Origin of the sequence: Enterobacter cloacae complex sp. P16RS2, assembly GCF_014982155.1 — a bacterium.
GTDB lineage: Bacteria > Pseudomonadota > Gammaproteobacteria > Enterobacterales > Enterobacteriaceae > Enterobacter > Enterobacter cloacae_M.
Map to the genome: position 1 here is coordinate 172,899 of NZ_JADCKW010000009.1, position 17,747 is coordinate 190,645.

Below are 17,747 nucleotides of genomic sequence, written 5' to 3' on the forward strand. Positions count from 1 at the left end.
ATAACAATCAATGTAACAATGATAATCATTATCAATAAACTGCAAATTCACGGCAAGCGTTTTTGTGAAAAAAGGGGGGAAAGGATCAATATTGTGCAATGAAAAGCCCGGTGGCGGCTTCGCCTTACCGGGCCTACAACGGCAAGAACCGTGGCCGGGTAAGCGCAGCGCCACCCGGCAGGATGTTAAAAGCGTGTGTCCACGGCTGCTGCGAGTTTCTCCAGCAGCAACTCGCTGTCTTCCCAGCTCAGGCACGGGTCGGTGATCGACTGGCCGTAAGCCATCTGCTGCCCGGCAACGATTTTCTGCGTGCCTTCTTTGATAAAGCTCTCAGCCATAATCCCTGCAACGGCGGTCGAGCCGCTGCGGATTTGCTGGCAGATCTCATCGCAGACGTCCAGCTGGCGGCGATGCTGCTTCTGGCAGTTGCCGTGGCTGAAATCCACCACCAGATGTTCCGGCAGGTCGAACTCGGCCAGCGTTTCGCAGGCCGCCGCAATATCTTGGGCATGGTAATTGGGTTTCTTCCCGCCGCGCATAATGATATGCCCGTAAGGGTTACCGCTGGTCTGGTAGATGGTCATATGACCGCTCTTATCCGGCGACAGGAACATGTGGCTGGCACGGGCAGCGCGGATGGCATCAACCGCGATACGAGTGTTGCCATCGGTCCCGTTTTTAAAGCCGACCGGACAGGAGAGGGCGGAGGCCATCTCACGGTGGATCTGGCTTTCGGTGGTGCGCGCGCCAATCGCGCCCCAGCTGATCAGATCGGCGATAAACTGCCCGGTCACCATATCGAGAAACTCGGTCGCCGTCGGAACGCCCAGCTCGTTGACCTGTAAAAGCAGCTTGCGCGCCAGCTCGATACCGTGATTCACGCGATAGCTGCCGTTGAGGTCAGGGTCGGAAATCAGGCCTTTCCAGCCCACCACGGTGCGCGGTTTTTCAAAGTAGGTGCGCATCACGATCTCAAGGCGATGCTGGTACTTATCCCGCAGTCCCTGAAGTCGTTTTGCATAATCCATCGCGGCATCCAGATCGTGGATGGAGCAAGGCCCAATCACCACCAGAAGACGTTTGTCTTCACCGTTCAGGATTTTTTCAATGCGGCGGCGGGAGGCCGTCACATGTTCCGCGACGGCGGCGGAAACGGGATGCCGCTGTGCCAGTTCAGCCGGCGTGACCAGGCTGTCAATACGCGCAGTGCGGAGTTCATCGGTTTTATTCATGGAATGTCTCAGAAAATTTTTGCTTCATCGGCAGACTACCGGGAAGTGATGGGCATCACCTTAAACCAATCCCTGCTGATTTCAAGTTCGGGGCGACACCGCCCCGTGGTTGCAGATGATGATACCTGAATCTGAGTTAATGTACTAGCATATTAGTACATGCGGCGATTAAGCCCCATGATGTCGAGAATTTTGGTGGCAATTTCTTCAACCGAATAGTTGGTGCTGTTCAGCCACGGGATCTGGTTTTTGCGGTACAGCGCTTCCACTTCCGAGACCTCCATCCGGCACTGGCGCATGGAGGCGTAGCGGCTGTTCTCGCGGCGCTCCTCGCGGATGGCCGCAAGACGTTCCGGGTTGATCGTCAGGCCGAACAGCTTGTGCTGCAGCGGCTTAAGGGCGGCGGGCAGCACCAGGTTATCCATGTCGTCGGCGATAAACGGGTAGTTTGCGGCGCGAATGCCAAACTGCATCGCCAGATAAAGGCTGGTCGGGGTTTTGCCGCAGCGCGACACGCCAAGGAGGATCACCTGCGCCTGGTCGAGATTGCGCAGCGAAATACCGTCGTCGTGGGCCAGGGTGTAGTCGATAGCGGCGATACGCGCGTCGTACTTGGTCAGGTTGCCGGGGTTCAGCCCGTGGGTACGGTGGGCGATAGGTGTTGGGTCGAGCTTAAGTTCGCTCTGCAGCGGAGCCACCAGCGCCTGTACGATATCCTGGCAGAAGCCTTCACTTTGCAGAATGATGGAGCGAATCTCGGGGATCACGATAGAGTAGAACACCAGCGGGCGGACGCCGGTCTGCTGGTAGATGGCGTCAATCTGGTCCTTCACCGCTTTAGCGCGGCTCTCGTTTTCGACAAACGGCAGCGTGATGCTGTTAATCGAGACGGGAAACTGCGACATCACCGCGTGGCCCAGCACCTCGGCGGTGATCGCCGTACCATCAGAAATATAAAAAACGTGGCGATCGACAGCACTATCCATTTTACTCACCCTGAATATCAGACCTAATTGTCTGAAAGCATAAATTAAAAAAGTAAATTACACAGCAAAGAACTTATCCTAATTATGAATGAAACGCTGTTTTTGATTTTCCTGAAAAGTGGATTTCATTTTTCAAATAGCGACTTTATTTTTGGGGTTTCTGGCTGAATATAGAGGAATCATCGGGTTAATCGTTGATGGGAAAGTATCCGAAAAGTTGAAATTTTAAATTGCTTACACGATTCACCGTTTTTTTAGCGGAAATAAATATGCCAGTATAAAAACGTAGTCAGGTGTTACTTACTCCGATCAAATATCACAAAAGGATTGTTTCGATGTCCAACAATGGCTCGTCACCGCTGGTGCTTTGGTATAACCAACTCGGCATGAATGATGTAGACAGAGTTGGGGGCAAAAATGCCTCCCTGGGTGAAATGATTACAAATCTGTCAGGTATGGGTGTCTCCGTACCGAACGGGTTTGCCACCACCGCCGATGCCTTTAACCTGTTTTTAGACCAGAGCGGTGTTAACCAGCGCATTTACGACCTGCTGGATAAAACGGATATTGATGACGTTACCGAGCTTGCCAAAGCCGGGGCGCAGATCCGCCAGTGGATCATCGACACACCTTTCCAGCCGGAACTGGAAAAAGCCATTCACGACGCGTACAACCAGCTCTCTGCTGACGATGCGCAGGCCTCCTTTGCCGTACGTTCCTCTGCGACCGCAGAAGATATGCCGGACGCCTCGTTTGCCGGACAGCAGGAAACCTTCCTGAACGTCCAGGGTTACGATGCGGTGCTGGTGGCGGTGAAGCACGTGTTTGCTTCCCTGTTCAACGACCGCGCCATCTCCTATCGCGTGCACCAGGGCTACGACCATCGCGGCGTGGCGCTCTCCGCTGGCGTGCAGCGCATGGTGCGCTCGGACGTGGGCTCATCCGGCGTGATGTTCTCCATTGATACCGAATCCGGCTTCGACCAGGTGGTGTTTATCACCTCCGCGTGGGGTCTGGGTGAGATGGTGGTGCAGGGTGCGGTAAACCCTGACGAATTCTATGTCCACAAGCCAACGCTGGCCGCTGGCCGTCCGGCGGTGGTGCGCCGCACCATGGGCTCGAAAAAAATCCGCATGATCTATGCCCCGACCCAGGAGCATGGCAAGCAGGTTAAAATTGAAGATGTACCGCAGGAGCAGCGCGACCGCTTCTCCCTGACCGACGCCGAAGTGCAGGAACTGGCGAAGCAGGCGGTGCAGATCGAAAAACACTACGGCCGTCCGATGGACATCGAATGGGCGAAAGACGGTAACACCGGCAAGCTGTTTATCGTGCAGGCGCGTCCGGAAACCGTCCGCTCGCGCGGTCAGGTGATGGAGCGTTATACGCTGCACGCGCAGGGTAAAATCGTGGCGGAAGGCCGCGCCATCGGTCACCGCATCGGTGCCGGTCCGGTCAAAGTGATCCACGACATCAGCGAGATGAACCGTATTGAGCCAGGCGACGTGCTGGTAACCGACATGACCGACCCGGACTGGGAACCGATCATGAAGAAAGCGGCGGCTATCGTCACCAACCGCGGCGGTCGTACCTGCCACGCGGCGATCATTGCCCGCGAGCTGGGTATTCCTGCGGTTGTCGGCTGCGGTGACGCCACCGAGCGCATGAAGGACGGGCAGAACGTGACCGTCTCCTGTGCCGAAGGCGATACCGGCTACGTCTACGCCGATATCCTCGACTTCAGCGTGAAGAGCTCAAGCGTGGATACCATGCCGGACCTGCCGCTGAAGATCATGATGAACGTCGGCAACCCGGACCGCGCGTTTGACTTCGCCTGCCTGCCGAACGAAGGCGTTGGCCTGGCGCGTCTGGAATTTATCATCAACCGTATGATCGGCGTTCACCCGCGCGCGCTGCTGGAGTTTGACGACCAGGATCCGAAGCTGCAGAACGAAATCCGCGAGATGATGAAAGGCTACGACTCGCCGAAAGAGTTCTACGTCGGCCGTCTGACCGAAGGGATCGCGACGCTGGGCGCTGCCTTCTATCCAAAACGCGTGATCGTGCGTCTGTCTGACTTTAAGTCTAACGAGTACGCCAACCTGGTCGGCGGCGAGCGCTACGAGCCGGAAGAAGAGAACCCGATGCTGGGCTTCCGCGGGGCCGGACGCTACGTGTCCGACAGCTTCCGCGACTGCTTCGCGCTGGAGTGTGAAGCGGTGAAACGCGTGCGCAACGACATGGGACTGACCAACGTCGAAATCATGATCCCGTTCGTGCGTACCGTGGATCAGGCGAAAGCCGTTGTGGACGAGCTGGCGCGTCAGGGTCTGAAGCGCGGCGAGAACGGGCTGAAGATCATCATGATGTGCGAAATCCCGTCTAACGCCCTGCTTGCCGAGCAGTTCCTTGAGCACTTCGACGGCTTCTCTATCGGCTCGAACGACATGACGCAGCTGACGCTGGGTCTGGACCGCGACTCCGGCGTGGTCTCCGAGCTGTTCGACGAGCGCAACGAGGCGGTGAAAGCGCTGCTCTCCATGTCCATCCGCGCGGCGAAGAAGCAGGGTAAATATGTCGGGATCTGCGGTCAGGGTCCATCCGACCATGAAGACTTTGCCGCATGGCTGATGGAAGAGGGGATCGATAGCCTGTCCCTGAACCCGGACACCGTGGTGCAAACCTGGCTGAGCCTGGCGGAACTGAACAAGTAACGCCACGCTGACCCGAAAAGGCGAGGATATTATTCCTCGCCTTTTTTATTTCATTTCTTATTTGCTCCCCATCACAAATAAAGTAAAAAACCAAATATCATAATTTGTCTGTCAATTTAGACAATTGTTAGCGCGCAAACCGTTGCTAATACTTGAGCCTTACTGCGCATTTCCCTTAAGAAGATGCGCAACTGGTTGAAATACGTTTTAACCTGATAAAAAGGCAAATAACAATGACACTCTCCTCTGTATTGCGTACCAAAGATAAAATAGGTTATGGCTTAGGCGATATGGCCAGCGCGCTGGTCTGGCAAACGGCAACCTTATTTCTCGCTTATTTTTATACAGACGTATTTGGGCTACCCGCCGCGATTATGGGTACCATGTTTTTAGTGGTGCGCGTGGTCGATGCCTTTGTCGATCCGTGCATTGGCGCGCTGGTTGACCGCACCCGGACGCGTCACGGACGTTTCCGTCCCTGGCTGCTGTGGTTTGCCATCCCGTTTGGCGTGAGCTGCCTCATTACCTTCTATGTACCGGACGTTGGGCCGACGGCGAAAATCGTGTACGCCTGCGTAACCTATGCGATTTTAAGCCTGATTTACTCAGCGATTAACGTGCCTTACTGCGCCATGCCCGGCGCGCTGACGCTGGATCCGCGCGAGCGCCACTCTCTGCAGTCGTGGCGCTTTGGCCTGTCGTTTATCGGCGGGCTGATCGTGACGGTGATTGCCCTGCCGCTGGTCTCACTGTTAGGCCAGGGCAACGTGCAGAAAGGCTATTTCTATGCCATGAGCCTGATGGGGCTGCTGGGAATCGTTCTGTTTTTCTGCTGTTTCCTGATGACCCGCGAGCGTTATTCTCCACGCAATGATGCCTCCGGCTCCATGCTCACCGATTTAAAACTGCTGGCCGGGAACAGCCAGTGGCGTATTGTGTTCCTGTTTAATATTTTGCTGTTAACGGCGGTGGTGACGCGCGGTTCCGCCACCATGTATTACGTGAACTATGTGCTGCTGCGTCCGGATCTGGTTTTTGCCTTTATTGTTTCCGGCATGGTGGCCTCCTTAAGCGGCGCATTATTATCTGAACGACTGCTGGGGAAATTTGACCGCGTGCGCGCCTACCAGTGGACGATTATCTCCTTCGTTATCTTCGGCGCGCTGATTTTCTTCCTGCCACCTTCACAGGTGTGGCTAATCTTTGGCCTTAACATCGTCTTTAGCTTTATTCAAAACCTTACCACGCCGCTGCAGTGGACCATGTTCTCCGATGTGGTCGACTACGAAGAGCACCGCAGCGGCCGTCGTCTGGACGGGCTGGTTTTCTCCACCGCGCTGTTTGCCATCAAGTTTGGCCTGGCGCTGGGCGGGGCGGTCGTCGGCTGGGTGCTTGGCATGGTGGATTACGCCCCGGGCCAGGCAACCCAGGCGCCAGGCGTTCTCTCGACCATCAACGCGCTTTTCACCCTTATCCCGTGCGCGCTGTTCCTCTGCATGGTCGCGCTGCTTGCCATCTACAAGCTAAACAGCCGGCTGGTGGATTCCATCGCCCGGGAGCTGGCCAGCAAGCGTGAAGTCAGACCCGAAGCGGGGCAGCTCAGCCCGGCAACCCCTTCCGCACTACAGGAGTAAAACATGACGACTATCTATAAGGACGCGGGACGTCCCGTGCACGAGCGCGTCGCCGATTTACTGGCGCGCATGACCCCGGAAGAGAAGTTCGCCCAGATGCACGCGTACTGGCTGATCCTCGATGAAAACGGTAACCACCGCGAGCGCAGCGATCTGAGTGACGAATTCGCCGGCGTGAGCGAGCAGGCTGCGCTCAGCGAACGGCTGAAGCTGGGCGTCGGGCAGATCACGCGGCCGCTGGGCACCCACATCGTTGACGCGAAAACCGGCGTGCGCGCGGCGAATCGCCTGCAGCGCATGATGATGGAAGAGACGCGTCTTGGCATTCCGGCGCTGTTCCATGAAGAGTGTCTGGTGGGGCTGCTGTGTAAAGACGCCACCCTGTTCCCGTCGTCATTGAACTACGGTTCGACCTGGGATCCGGAGCTGGTGCAGCGGGCGGCAGAGCAGATCGGCAAAGAGGCGCGCTCCGTCGGCTGCCAGCAGGGTCTTGCGCCGGTGCTGGACGTGTCCCGAGACGTGCGCTGGGGGCGAACCGAAGAGACCTTCGGGGAAGATCCCTGGCTGGTGGGCGTGATGGCGACCGCCTACGTGAAGGGTTTACAGGGCGATATGCGCGACCTGCTGGCAACTCTGAAACATTACGTGGGGCACTCGTTCAGCGAGGGAGCGCGCAACCATGCGCCGGTCCACCTGGGGTTCAGCGAGCTGAACGACACCTTCCTGCTGCCGTTTGAAATGGCTGTCAAGCTGGCAAACGCCGGTTCGGTTATGCCCGCGTACCACGATATTGATAACCAGCCGGGGCACAGCGACAGCTTCCTGCTGACCACCGTCCTGCGCGAGCAGTGGGGGTTCGACGGGATTATTGTGGCGGACTACGGCGGCGTCAGCCTGCTGCACCAGCACCACGGGATTTCCCACGACGCGGCGGAATCTGCCGCGCTGGCGTTCAACGCCGGGCTGGACGTTGAGCTGCCGAAAGATGACTGCGCGCGGCATCTGGCGGAAGCGGTAGAGCGCGGGCTGATCTCTATGGCGAAGGTCGATGAGATCGTGGCGCGTACGCTGACGGAAAAATTCCGCCTTGGCCTGTTTGAAAAGCCGTACGCGGATGAAAACGGTATCGACCTGCAAAACGATATGACCCGCCGGGCCGCGCGGGAGGTGGCGACGAAATCGCTCACGCTGCTGGAAAATAACGGCATTTTACCGCTCGGCGGCAAACCTCGGGTCGCGGTAGTGGGGCCGACGGCAGACGATCCGCTGGCGTTACTGAGCGGCTACAGCTTCCCGGTGCATTTGATCATCAGCGATATGGTGGAAGAGACCTCGCAGGTCACGACCCCGCGCGCGGCGCTGGAGCAGTATCTCGGTGCATCGAACGTCCGCTATGCCAAAGGGTGCCAGATCATCGAAAAACGGATGGCGGGCGCGCCGGTCTTCCCGGGCGACAGCGGCGGCAAACCGATGCAGCAGTCACCGGTATCGCAAAGTACCGCCCTGATCCCCGAGGCCGTGAACGCCGCGCAGGAGAGTGACGTGGTGGTGGCCTGCGTGGGCGATCTCGCCGGGCTGTTCCAGAGCGGTACCGTGGGGGAAGGTTCTGATACCGATTCCCTGAACCTGCCGGGCGTGCAGCAACAGCTGCTGGAAGCGCTGGTCGCCACCGGTAAACCGGTGATTGTGGTCATGACCGGGGGGCGTCCATACAACCTGCAGGGTCTGGAAGATAAGGTCGCGGCGCTGATGATGGCCTGGGCGCCGGGACAGGAAGGGGGCTGGGCGATTGCGGATGTGCTGACGGGGCGGGCGGAGCCGCAGGGTCGCCTGGTGGTGAGCGTGCCGAAAAGCGCCGGGGCGATGCCGTATTACTACAATCACAAGCTCAAAAGCGGCGGTACGCCGTTTGCGTTCCATTTCGGTTCGCGTTACCCGTTTGGCTTCGGCCTCGGCTGGACGCAGTTTAGCTGGGGTGCAGCCCGCGTCGCCGAAAGCAGCGTGCCGGTCGACGGAGAGGTGATACTCAGTGTCGATATCACCAATACCGGGGAGCGCAGCGGCAGCGAGGTGGTGCAGGTTTACGTCAGGGATAAGGTCGCCACCCAGGTGCGGCCGCTTCAGGAGCTGAAGGCCTTCCAGCGCGTCACGCTCTCGCCGGGAGAAACCGCCACGCTCGTCTTTACGCTGCCGATTGAGATGTTCAACTTCACCCGTCGCGACGGAAAACGCATCGTTGAGCCGGGCGAGTTTGAGCTCCAGGTTGGCGCATCGTCGGCGGATATCCGCGAGGCGGTGACGGTCAATGCGACAGGAGAAACGCGGGTGCTGCCTGCTGAGTGGCGGATGCTCAGTACCTGTGAGGTCAGACGCGCGTAGTCAGGATAAAAAAAAGCCCATCGTGGGAGATGGGCAAAGACTACACACAGCAATTCGTTGTTTCACTCAGGGGATTTCCATGCTTATAAATCAAGGTGTTGATTTATAACCGTGTGCTAATAGTAGGCATTGTGTTATTTAGCGTCGATCGGATTCGTCTCAATAGTTAAAGAGACGTAAAGAATTCTTGAGGTTATTAGTAGACTTACTGCTGAAAAGGCGGGTCTGACCAGTGAGCAACGAATAAATACTTTAGCAGCGTTTAAGTATCATGCGGGAGAGTGTAGGCCGGGTGAGCGTTAACGCCACCCGGCAGCATACCTTAATGCGTGTTCTTCTCTTCCAGCTCTTCCAGTTCGCTCAAAATCACGTCCGGGTCAGTTCCCGGCGGCGGAATTTCATGCACCCAGGCAGAGAACAGACGCCAGGTGACGGCGAGCAGCACTGGGCCAATAAACAGGCCAATCATGCCAAAGGCAATCAATCCGCCAATGACCCCAGAGAGGATCAGGATCAGCGGCAGGTCTGCACCCATGCGGATGAGGATCGGACGAATCACGTTATCCATGGTGCCAACCACGCAGCTCCAGACCAGCAGCACCGTTCCCCACGTGGTATCGCCCGTCCAGTAGAGCCAGATGATGCAGGGGACCAGCACCAGCAGCGGTCCCAGCTGTGCAAGACAGGTCATCAGCATGACAACGGTGAACACGGTGGCGTAAGGTACGCCGGAAATTGCCAGACCGATCCCGCCCAGCACCGCCTGCACCAGCGCGGTGACCACCACGCCCAGCGCAACCGCGCGCACGGCCTGTGCGGCCAGCAGTACCGCGGCGTCACCGCGTTTGCCCGCCAGGCGGGTGGCAAAGTGACGAACGCCTAAAGCCACCTGCTCGCCGCGCCAGTAGAGCAGGGCGCTGAAGAGCAGCATCAGGGTACAGTGCATCATAAAGCGGCCGATATGCGCCGCCTGACCGACAAACCAGGTGGTGGTGGTGCCAATGTACGGGCGGACTTTTGCCATCAGCGCGCTGCCGCCCATCTCCAGCAGGCTATGCCAGCCGCTGTAGAGTTTGGCGCCCACCAGCGGAATGCTGTTCAGCCAGGCGAGATCTGGCAGCGTCAGGTCACCGCTGCTAATGGCGCGAATAACCGGGCCACTGGAATCCACCAGGCTATTCACCAGCAGGGCAATCGGAATAATAAACAGCAGGAACAGCAGGAGCGTCATGACCAGCACGGCGAGCCCGCGGCGGCCGAACAGCAGCTTCTGCAAGCGCAGCAGCAAAGGCCACGTGGCAACGACAACGGTCGCAGCCCACGCAAAGCCGAGAATAAAGGGTTGAACAATCCACAGACACGCAATAATCATGAGGGCCAGAAACAGCACCGACAGCAAAATTTGCGCAACATCCCTGGGCTGGCGAAGATTGACCATAAATGAAACTTTCCTTAAAAGAACGCCAGTACGACTGGCGGGAACGGAAAACCGCGTCTCTTTAATCATTAATGATCTCAGCGGTTTTTAACAGGCGAATTCTGCCTGTAATTCAGCAGAGATTATAAGAAAAAAATGTGATAAAACTTTTAAGATACACGCAAACGATTTCATACAACTCTAATTAGGGTCGACGGTCATGATCCCACAGATTTCTCAGGCACCTGGCGTCGTTCAGCTGGTGCTTAATTTTTTGCAAGCACTGGAGCAACAGGGTTATACAGGTGATACCGCCACGAACTATGCCGACAGGCTGACGATGGCGACCGATAACAGTATCTACCAGCTTCTTCCCGATGCCGTGGTTTTCCCTCGTTCAACGGCCGACGTCGCGCTTATCGCCCGGCTGGCCACGCAGGAGCGGTTTGCCTCGCTGGTCTTTACGCCGCGCGGCGGCGGCACCGGGACCAACGGTCAGGCGCTGAACCAGGGCATCATTGTTGATATGTCGCGCTATATGAACCGCATCATTGAGATCAACCCGGAAGAGGGGTGGGTGCGGGTCGAAGCGGGCGTCATCAAAGATCAGCTTAATCAGTATCTCAAGCCGTACGGCTACTTTTTTGCCCCTGAGCTTTCCACCAGCAACCGCGCGACCCTTGGCGGGATGATTAACACGGATGCCTCCGGGCAGGGCTCGCTGGTCTACGGTAAAACCTCCGATCACGTGCTGGGCGTGCGTGCGGTGCTGCTGGGCGGCGATATTCTCGATACCCAACCGATGCCGGTTGAACTGGCGGAAACGCTGGGCAAAGACAACACCGCCAGCGGTCGTATCTATCGCACCGTGCTGGAACGCTGTCGCGACAACCGCCAGCTTATTCTCGATAAATTCCCCAGGCTGAACCGCTTCCTGACCGGGTACGATCTGCGACACGTCTTTAACGATGACCTGACCCAGTTTGATTTAACCCGCGTGCTAACCGGCTCCGAAGGGACGCTGGCGTTTATTACCGAAGCGCGGCTGGATATCACCCGGTTGCCGAAAGTGCGCCGTCTGGTGAACGTCAAATATGACTCCTTCGACTCCGCGCTGCGCAATGCGCCGTTTATGGTGCAAGCGCAGGCGCTGTCGGTGGAGACCGTCGACTCTAAGGTACTCAATCTGGCCCGGGAAGATATTGTCTGGCACTCCGTGAGCGACCTCATTACCGACGTGCCGGACAAAGAGATGCTCGGTCTCAACATCGTGGAATTTGCCGGCGATGATGCGGAGCTGATTGAGCGGCAGGTCACCACGCTCTGCCAGCGGCTGGATGAGCTGATTGCGCAGGGTGAAGGCGGCGTGATCGGCTGGCAGCTCTGTAACGATCTGGCCGGGATTGAGCGTATCTATGCGATGCGTAAAAAAGCCGTGGGCCTGCTCGGCAATGCGAAAGGGGCGGCGAAGCCCATTCCCTTTGCCGAAGATACCTGCGTGCCGCCCGAGCATCTGGCGGATTACATCGTGGAATTTCGCGCCCTGCTGGACAGCCACGGCCTGAGCTATGGCATGTTCGGCCATGTCGACGCCGGGGTACTGCACGTGCGTCCGGCGCTGGACATGTGCGACCCGCAGCAGGAGATCCTGATGAAGCAGATCTCCGACGACGTGGTGGCCTTAACCGCCAAATACGGCGGCCTGCTGTGGGGAGAGCACGGGAAAGGGTTCCGCGCGGAATACAGTCCGGCATTCTTTGGCGAACAGCTCTACGCGGAGTTGCGTAAGGTGAAAGCGGCGTTCGACCCGCACAACCGCCTCAACCCGGGTAAAATCTGCCCGCCTGAAGGCGTAGACGCGCCAATGCTGCAGGTGGATGCCGTCAAGCGCGGCACCTACGACAGGCAGATCCCGATTGCGGTGCGCTCGTCCTGGCGCGGCGCGATGGAGTGCAACGGCAACGGCCTGTGCTTTAACTTTGATGTGAAAAGCCCGATGTGCCCGTCGATGAAAATCACCAGCAACCGTATCCACTCGCCGAAAGGACGGGCGACGCTGGTGCGCGAGTGGCTGCGTCTGCTGGCCGACCGCGGGGTGGATCCGCTCAAGCTGGAGCAGGAGCTGCCGGAAAAACGGGCCAGCCTGCGCTCGCTGATTGAGCGCACCCGCAACAGCTGGCATGCCAACAAGGGCGAGTACGATTTCTCCCACGAGGTGAAAGAGGCGATGTCCGGCTGTCTGGCCTGTAAAGCCTGCTCCACCCAGTGCCCGATTAAAATCGACGTGCCGGAATTCCGCTCGCGTTTCCTGCAGCTTTACCACACCCGATACCTCCGCCCGGTGCGCGACCATCTGGTGGCGACGGTGGAAAGCTACGCGCCGCTGATGGCGCGGGCGCCAAAGACCTTCAACTTCTTTATCAACCAGCCGCTGGTGCGCAAGCTCTCCGAAAAACACATCGGCATGGTCGATCTCCCGCTGCTGTCGGTCCCGTCTCTGCAGCGCCAGCTTGTCGGCCACCGTTCGGCGAACATGACCCTCGAACAGCTGGAGGCGCTCACCCCAGAGCAAAAAGCAAAGGTGGTGCTGGTGGTGCAGGATCCGTTCACCAGCTACTACGATGCGCAGGTTGTGGCCGATTTCGTCCGTCTGGCGGAGAAGGTGGGTTACCAGCCGGTGGTTCTGCCGTTCTCTCCCAACGGCAAGGCGCAGCACATTAAGGGTTTCCTGAAGCGATTTGCGAAGACCGCGCAGAAAACGTCTGACTTCTTAAACCGCGTGGCGCAGCTCGGGATACCGATGGTCGGCGTCGATCCGGCGCTGGTGCTTTGCTATCGCGATGAATATAAGCAGACGCTGGGCGATAAGCGCGGCGATTTTAACGTCATGCTGGTGCACGAGTGGCTTCCGGTGGCGCTGGCAGATAAGGCCGTTCAGGACGTCAGCGGTGAACCGTGGTATCTGTTCGGCCACTGCACGGAAGTGACCGCGCTGCCGGGTGCCCCCGCGCAGTGGGCGTCCGTTTTTGCCCGCTTCGGTGCGAAGCTGGAGAGCGTCAACGTAGGCTGCTGCGGGATGGCCGGAACCTACGGACACGAAGTGAAAAACCACGCCAACTCGCTCGGCATCTATGAGCTGTCCTGGCATCAGGCGATGCAGCGTTTGCCGCGAAACCGCTGTCTGGCGACAGGCTACTCCTGCCGCAGCCAGGTAAAACGGGTAGAAGGTAACGGTGTGCGTCACCCATTGCAGGCTTTACTGGAGATAATTGGATGATCTGGAAACGTGCCGTGACGCTGCAGGCGCTGAACGCCATGGGCGAGGGGAATATGGTGGGGCTGCTGGATATCCAGTTCACCCGCATTGGCGACGATGAAATTGAGGCCACCATGCCGGTCGATAGTCGCACCCACCAGCCGTTTGGTTTATTGCACGGCGGGGCCTCCGTCGTGCTGGCCGAAACGCTGGGCTCGGTGGCGGGGTATCTCTGTACCGAAGGAGAGCAGAAGGTTGTCGGTCTTGAGGTGAATGCTAACCACATTCGCTCGGTGCGCAGCGGGCGCGTGCGCGGTGTTTGCCGCGCGCTGCACGCCGGAAGCCGCCATCAGGTGTGGCAGATAGATATTCTCGATGAGCAGGATCGCCTGTGCTGCTCGTCGCGCCTGACCACGGCGGTTGTGTAAAGTTTTCAGATGTTTTGCCTTTGGTCAAAAACTAGCCAGTCTGTTGTGATATACTGGTCAGGTTTTGTACATAAGCGAGGACATCATGGATACTGAAATAACCCCAACACAGCTGGCAATTGAATATTTACGTCGCGATAAGAGCAACCTGTCTCCGGCGCAGTACCTGAAAAAGCTGAAACAGCTTGAGCTGGAATTTACAGATTTGCTGGCGCTCTCTTCGAATGAACTGAAAGAAGAGATCTACTTTGCCTGGCGGTTGGGCGTTCACGTCCATTGAGTACATGAGAGTAAAAGGGCCGCGAGTGCGGCCTTTTTTGTGTCTGAAATTCAGTATCGGGCGGCGGTGACGCCACCCGGCATTGTCTTCAAACATTCACCGCGTTAATAAGCCGCGACTTCATTGACTGATACGCCGACGCCGCAAAATCCTCCGCCCAGCGCTGGTCCTCAATCGCCTCCAGCTGCACCGCGCAGTACTTCGTTTCCGGCGTTTTGGAGATGGGATCGAGATTATCCTGGGTCAGCTCGTTGCAGGCGCCAATCCACCATTGATAGGTCATATAGATCGCCCCGGCGTTGATACGCTCGCTAATGCTGGCACGGGTAATCACTTTGCCGCGACGCGAACGCACCCAGACCAGCTGGCCCTCCGAGATGCCCAGCCTTTCCGCATCGGCTGGGTTCATTTGCACCCGGCCCGGCTCATCGGCCAGGCTTTGCAGCGCGGCGCAGTTCCCGGTCATCGAGCGGCAGGAGTAGTGCCCCACTTCACGCACCGTACACAGCACCAGCGGGAAATCCGCGTCCGGAGTTTCCGCCGGCGCGCGCCACGGGGCGGCAAAGAGCTGCCCTTTACCGGTTGGGGTGTCGAACTGATTATCTTTATACAGGTACGGCGTTCCAGGATGATCCAGCGTCGGGCACGGCCACTGCACGTGGCCCATCTCGCCCATTTTTTCATACGTCACGCCGTAGAAGAGCGGGCACAGCTCGCGCATCTCATCCCAGATCTGCTGGTTATCGTCATAATGCATCGGGTAGCCCATCTCGGTGGCGAGCAGGCTGATGATTTCCCAGTCGCGCTTCACGTTGCCGCTGGCCTCAATGGCTTTGCCAAAACGCTGGAACCCGCGATCGGCACAGGTAAAGACGCCGCCGTGTTCACCCCAGGAGGTGGCAGGAAGCAGGACGTCCGCCACTTCTGCCGTTTTGGTCATAAAGATGTCCTGAACCACCACAAAGTCGAGCGCCTCAAAACCGCTGCGAACGAGACCGAGATCGGCTTCGGTCTGAAGCGGATCTTCCCCCATGATGTAGTAGGCCTTGACCTTGCCTTCCAGCGCCAGATGGGGCACCTCGGTAATGCGCGTTCCGACCCGATCGTCCATTTTATTGACGTCAATTCCCCAGGCATCGGCAAACTTCTGCCTGACCGCCGGATCGGTCACATCCTGATAGCCCGGGAACATATTCGGCAGAACGCCCATATCGCAGGCGCCCTGAACGTTGTTTTGTCCGCGCACCGGCCCGACGCCGACGGCAGGGCGCCCGAGGTTGCCGGTCAGCAGCGCCAGGCTGGAAAGCCCTTTAACCACATCCACGGCCTGACCAAACTGGGTCACGCCCATCCCCCACATCACGGTGGCGGAAGGGGCCGCCGCGAAGGTGCGCATCGCCTGGCGAACGTCGCGGGCGGGAATGCCGGTAAGATGCTCAACCTTCTCCGGCGCATAGTCTTTCACCGTCTGGCGATAGGCCTCAAGCCCCTCGGTAAAGCGCGCCACGTAGCTTTTGTCGTAGAGCTCCTCTTCCAGCAGTACGTAGCCAAAGGCGTTTACCAGCGCCATGTTGCTGCCGTTTTTCAGCTGCAGATGCTGGTCGGCAATGCGCGCCGTTTCAATGCGCCGCGGATCGCAGACGATAATTTTTGCGCCGTTTTCACGCGCTTTCAGCACGCGCCGGGCGACGATGGGGTGGGAGTCCGCGCAGTTATAGCCAAACACCAGCAGGCATTTTGAGTTTTCAATATCGTTGATTGAGTTGCTCATCGCGCCGTTGCCGAGCGTCTCCTGTAAACCGGCCACGGAAGGGCCGTGACAGACGCGCGCGCAGCAGTCCACGTTGTTGGTGTTCAGCACCGCGCGGGCAAATTTTTGCATCACATAGTTTGTTTCATTGCCGGTTCCGCGAGAGGATCCGGTGGTCATGATCGACCGCGGCCCGTGCTGCGCTTTAATGCTGCTGAGCCTGTGCGCGGTGTAGCGGATAGCCTCTTGCCAGGTAACGGGGGTGAATGCCTCGCCTTTATGGTAGCGGATCATCGGCTGGGTCAGTCGCGGGGTGAGCAGACGGGTATCGTTGAGAAAGTCCCAGCCGTAAAAGCCTTTCAGACACAGGGTGCCCTGGTTTGTGACGCCTTCTGCGGCTTCGGCACGGATGATACGGTTATTTTCAACGACAAGGTTTAATTTACAGCCTGCACCGCAGTAGGGGCAGACGCTGGCGATCTTTTTCATCAATAACAGACCTGTTAAGAAATGAAGCAAAGTTGACTGGAAAACCCAGTCCCGTAAGCAGAGGTAAGCAGGAACCGTGCCAGGTTGGCTTTGCTGGTTTAACAGGGTGTTAAGCGGGGAAGGCGCGTGTCATCGTCAGAACATTCGTCAGTTTTGACGATGACACGAAAGCAGGATGAGTGGCCGTGAAATTACAGGTCGTCCATGGTGTAGCCCACGACAATTTCCAGCGTTTTGCGAATCACATCCGCCTGAACCACGTCGTGAGTGGCTTCCAGCGTCTGAATGAGCCAGAGGATAATCGCTTTATTGGACAGATGACCTTCGGAGGCCAGAACACAGCGTACTGCAGTAGAAAAAACAGCGGACTCTTCAGCAAAACGATCGCCTGCGTGACGGAAGTATTCCGACAGCGCACTGTCTAAAAACGCAGAATGATATTCGGGTTGAAGCTGAATATTTTGTCTCATTTGTTCTCACCGTAGCTGTTAATTGCAGTCAATGTATTTTCTTTGGATCGGACGGTTTTCCACTTCCAAACAACGGCACAACATTGTCCCGGTTATCGTTGAGAGGTCCCTCTCTTTTCGTTCGTCCTTGCGCGGTTCTGCGACGTGTAAAGGCGGTGCTGTTTGAGCCGATCTCGGCAATCACCACCGCAAGTGTCTCCCGCCGCCGGGGATCCTTTTCATGTTCTTTCATGATCCGCAGACGCTGAAGCAATCCTTCGGTTGTTACCGGTCCCCGCTCTTTCAAAAGAGAGAGAACGGCTTCGCCGATAAGCGTGTCGATCAGTTTGTCTGCGTTACTGCTCTTCATATCCTTACCGTTCGAAGAGCAGACCAAGCAGCTTGTGGTAATGCTCTTCCTCTTCCGGGCCATCGGCCTTTTCGAGGCGGCTGAGCAATTTTGTACAAAGCGATTTGCGATTCAGATTTCGCCCGTCGCTGAGAATTTCAACAACCACCTGGCCCAGCGTCTCCTGCTGGGTAGGAAGCACGGCTTTATCGAAGTACTGTGCGATTGCTGCTGCGGAATCTGCGACGTAACCTTTCTGCTGCATGTTTCGCTCCTGTAAAATTTTGTAATCAGTAACGTTACATTTAAGGTATACATAATTTCAAAATCTGTACATAGAAAATGTACAATTTTTTAAATTTTTTTCGATATATTTTATAAATT

General features: G+C 57.3%; 13 protein-coding genes and 1 other RNA gene. 6 read left to right on the forward strand and 8 right to left on the reverse strand.

Annotation, left to right across the window (positions count from 1 at the left end):
* Positions 1-185: 185 nt before the first annotated feature.
* Both aroH and INF68_RS05865 read right to left on the reverse strand, forming a co-directional pair.
* Positions 186-1,232 (reverse strand): 3-deoxy-7-phosphoheptulonate synthase AroH, encoded by a 1,047-nt coding sequence (gene aroH / locus INF68_RS05860; RefSeq protein WP_126786165.1) that lies wholly within the window; start codon positions 1,230-1,232, stop codon positions 186-188.
* 152 nt (positions 1,233-1,384) lie between these two features.
* Entirely contained in the window at positions 1,385-2,218 is an 834-nt protein-coding gene (locus INF68_RS05865; RefSeq protein ID WP_023311315.1) for a pyruvate, water dikinase regulatory protein, read from the reverse strand.
* 335 nt (positions 2,219-2,553) lie between these two features.
* Here INF68_RS05865 and ppsA point away from each other — a divergent pair, with 335 nt between their 5' ends.
* From ppsA to INF68_RS05880, 3 genes are all read left to right on the forward strand, one after another.
* The gene (gene ppsA, locus INF68_RS05870) at positions 2,554-4,932 is read left to right on the forward strand and encodes a phosphoenolpyruvate synthase (RefSeq protein ID WP_023311316.1); all 2,379 of its coding nucleotides are present in this window, start codon (positions 2,554-2,556) and stop codon (positions 4,930-4,932) included.
* Between the two features lie 233 nt (positions 4,933-5,165).
* Positions 5,166-6,566 carry an MFS transporter gene (locus tag INF68_RS05875; RefSeq protein ID WP_126786164.1) on the forward strand — a complete coding sequence of 467 codons (1,401 nt, stop codon included), beginning with the start codon at positions 5,166-5,168 and terminating at the stop codon, positions 6,564-6,566.
* 3 nt (positions 6,567-6,569) lie between these two features.
* The gene (locus tag INF68_RS05880; protein ID WP_126786163.1) at positions 6,570-8,945 is read left to right on the forward strand and encodes a glycoside hydrolase family 3 N-terminal domain-containing protein; all 2,376 of its coding nucleotides are present in this window, start codon (positions 6,570-6,572) and stop codon (positions 8,943-8,945) included.
* 5 nt (positions 8,946-8,950) lie between these two features.
* Here INF68_RS05880 and rprA read toward each other — a convergent pair.
* Together rprA and ydiK are read right to left on the reverse strand one after the other, a co-directional pair.
* Positions 8,951-9,058: antisense sRNA RprA (gene rprA, locus INF68_RS05885), an RNA gene on the reverse strand.
* Between the two features lie 209 nt (positions 9,059-9,267).
* A complete protein-coding gene (ydiK, locus tag INF68_RS05890) occupies positions 9,268-10,383 on the reverse strand; it encodes an AI-2E family transporter YdiK (protein WP_047061642.1) in 1,116 nt (371 codons plus the stop codon).
* 199 nt (positions 10,384-10,582) lie between these two features.
* Here ydiK and INF68_RS05895 point away from each other — a divergent pair, with 199 nt between their 5' ends.
* From INF68_RS05895 to INF68_RS05905, 3 genes are all read left to right on the forward strand, one after another.
* Positions 10,583-13,639: an FAD-binding and (Fe-S)-binding domain-containing protein gene (locus tag INF68_RS05895; RefSeq protein WP_193525279.1), complete on the forward strand. Its 3,057-nt coding sequence runs from the start codon at positions 10,583-10,585 to the stop codon at positions 13,637-13,639.
* Positions 13,636-14,046, forward strand: coding sequence for a 1,4-dihydroxy-2-naphthoyl-CoA hydrolase (gene menI, locus INF68_RS05900; protein ID WP_032639904.1), 411 nt, complete (start codon positions 13,636-13,638; stop codon positions 14,044-14,046). The genes INF68_RS05895 and menI overlap by 4 nt, the downstream gene beginning before the upstream one ends.
* Before the next feature lie 85 nt (positions 14,047-14,131).
* On the forward strand, positions 14,132-14,326 hold the full coding sequence (locus INF68_RS05905; protein WP_003857766.1) for a YdiH family protein: 195 nt from the start codon (positions 14,132-14,134) through the stop codon (positions 14,324-14,326).
* Positions 14,327-14,414: 88 nt separating this feature from the next.
* On the opposite strand, the gene fdhF is transcribed toward INF68_RS05905, so the two are convergent.
* From fdhF to ycgZ, 4 genes are all read right to left on the reverse strand, one after another.
* Positions 14,415-16,565 carry a formate dehydrogenase subunit alpha gene (fdhF, locus tag INF68_RS05910; RefSeq protein ID WP_126786161.1) on the reverse strand — a complete coding sequence of 717 codons (2,151 nt, stop codon included), beginning with the start codon at positions 16,563-16,565 and terminating at the stop codon, positions 14,415-14,417.
* 191 nt (positions 16,566-16,756) lie between these two features.
* A complete protein-coding gene (locus tag INF68_RS05915) occupies positions 16,757-17,035 on the reverse strand; it encodes a biofilm/acid-resistance regulator YmgB/AriR (RefSeq protein ID WP_023311323.1) in 279 nt (92 codons plus the stop codon).
* A 28-nt stretch (positions 17,036-17,063) separates the two neighbouring features.
* Positions 17,064-17,384: a hypothetical protein gene (locus INF68_RS05920; protein WP_059446642.1), complete on the reverse strand. Its 321-nt coding sequence runs from the start codon at positions 17,382-17,384 to the stop codon at positions 17,064-17,066.
* Positions 17,385-17,388: 4 nt separating this feature from the next.
* Complete coding sequence (gene ycgZ / locus INF68_RS05925) at positions 17,389-17,628, reverse strand: regulatory protein YcgZ (protein WP_045401442.1); 240 nt, start codon at positions 17,626-17,628, stop codon at positions 17,389-17,391.
* Between the last annotated feature and the right edge of the window lie 119 nt (positions 17,629-17,747).

Excerpts from the sequence above, each read along its gene's own strand:
- INF68_RS05895 (WP_193525279.1), top strand. The coding sequence starts at position 10,583 with ATGATCCCACAGATTTCTCAGGCACCTGGCGTCGTTCAGCTGGTGCTT.
- ydiK (WP_047061642.1), bottom strand. The coding sequence starts at position 10,383 with ATGGTCAATCTTCGCCAGCCCAGGGATGTTGCGCAAATTTTGCTGTCG.
- INF68_RS05915 (WP_023311323.1), bottom strand. The coding sequence starts at position 17,035 with ATGAGACAAAATATTCAGCTTCAACCCGAATATCATTCTGCGTTTTTA.
- ycgZ (WP_045401442.1), bottom strand. The coding sequence starts at position 17,628 with ATGCAGCAGAAAGGTTACGTCGCAGATTCCGCAGCAGCAATCGCACAG.
- aroH (WP_126786165.1), bottom strand. The coding sequence starts at position 1,232 with ATGAATAAAACCGATGAACTCCGCACTGCGCGTATTGACAGCCTGGTC.
- ppsA (WP_023311316.1), top strand. The coding sequence starts at position 2,554 with ATGTCCAACAATGGCTCGTCACCGCTGGTGCTTTGGTATAACCAACTC.
- INF68_RS05905 (WP_003857766.1), top strand. The coding sequence starts at position 14,132 with ATGGATACTGAAATAACCCCAACACAGCTGGCAATTGAATATTTACGT.
- INF68_RS05880 (WP_126786163.1), top strand. The coding sequence starts at position 6,570 with ATGACGACTATCTATAAGGACGCGGGACGTCCCGTGCACGAGCGCGTC.
- INF68_RS05920 (WP_059446642.1), bottom strand. The coding sequence starts at position 17,384 with ATGAAGAGCAGTAACGCAGACAAACTGATCGACACGCTTATCGGCGAA.
- INF68_RS05875 (WP_126786164.1), top strand. The coding sequence starts at position 5,166 with ATGACACTCTCCTCTGTATTGCGTACCAAAGATAAAATAGGTTATGGC.
- fdhF (WP_126786161.1), bottom strand. The coding sequence starts at position 16,565 with ATGAAAAAGATCGCCAGCGTCTGCCCCTACTGCGGTGCAGGCTGTAAA.
- INF68_RS05865 (WP_023311315.1), bottom strand. The coding sequence starts at position 2,218 with ATGGATAGTGCTGTCGATCGCCACGTTTTTTATATTTCTGATGGTACG.
- menI (WP_032639904.1), top strand. The coding sequence starts at position 13,636 with ATGATCTGGAAACGTGCCGTGACGCTGCAGGCGCTGAACGCCATGGGC.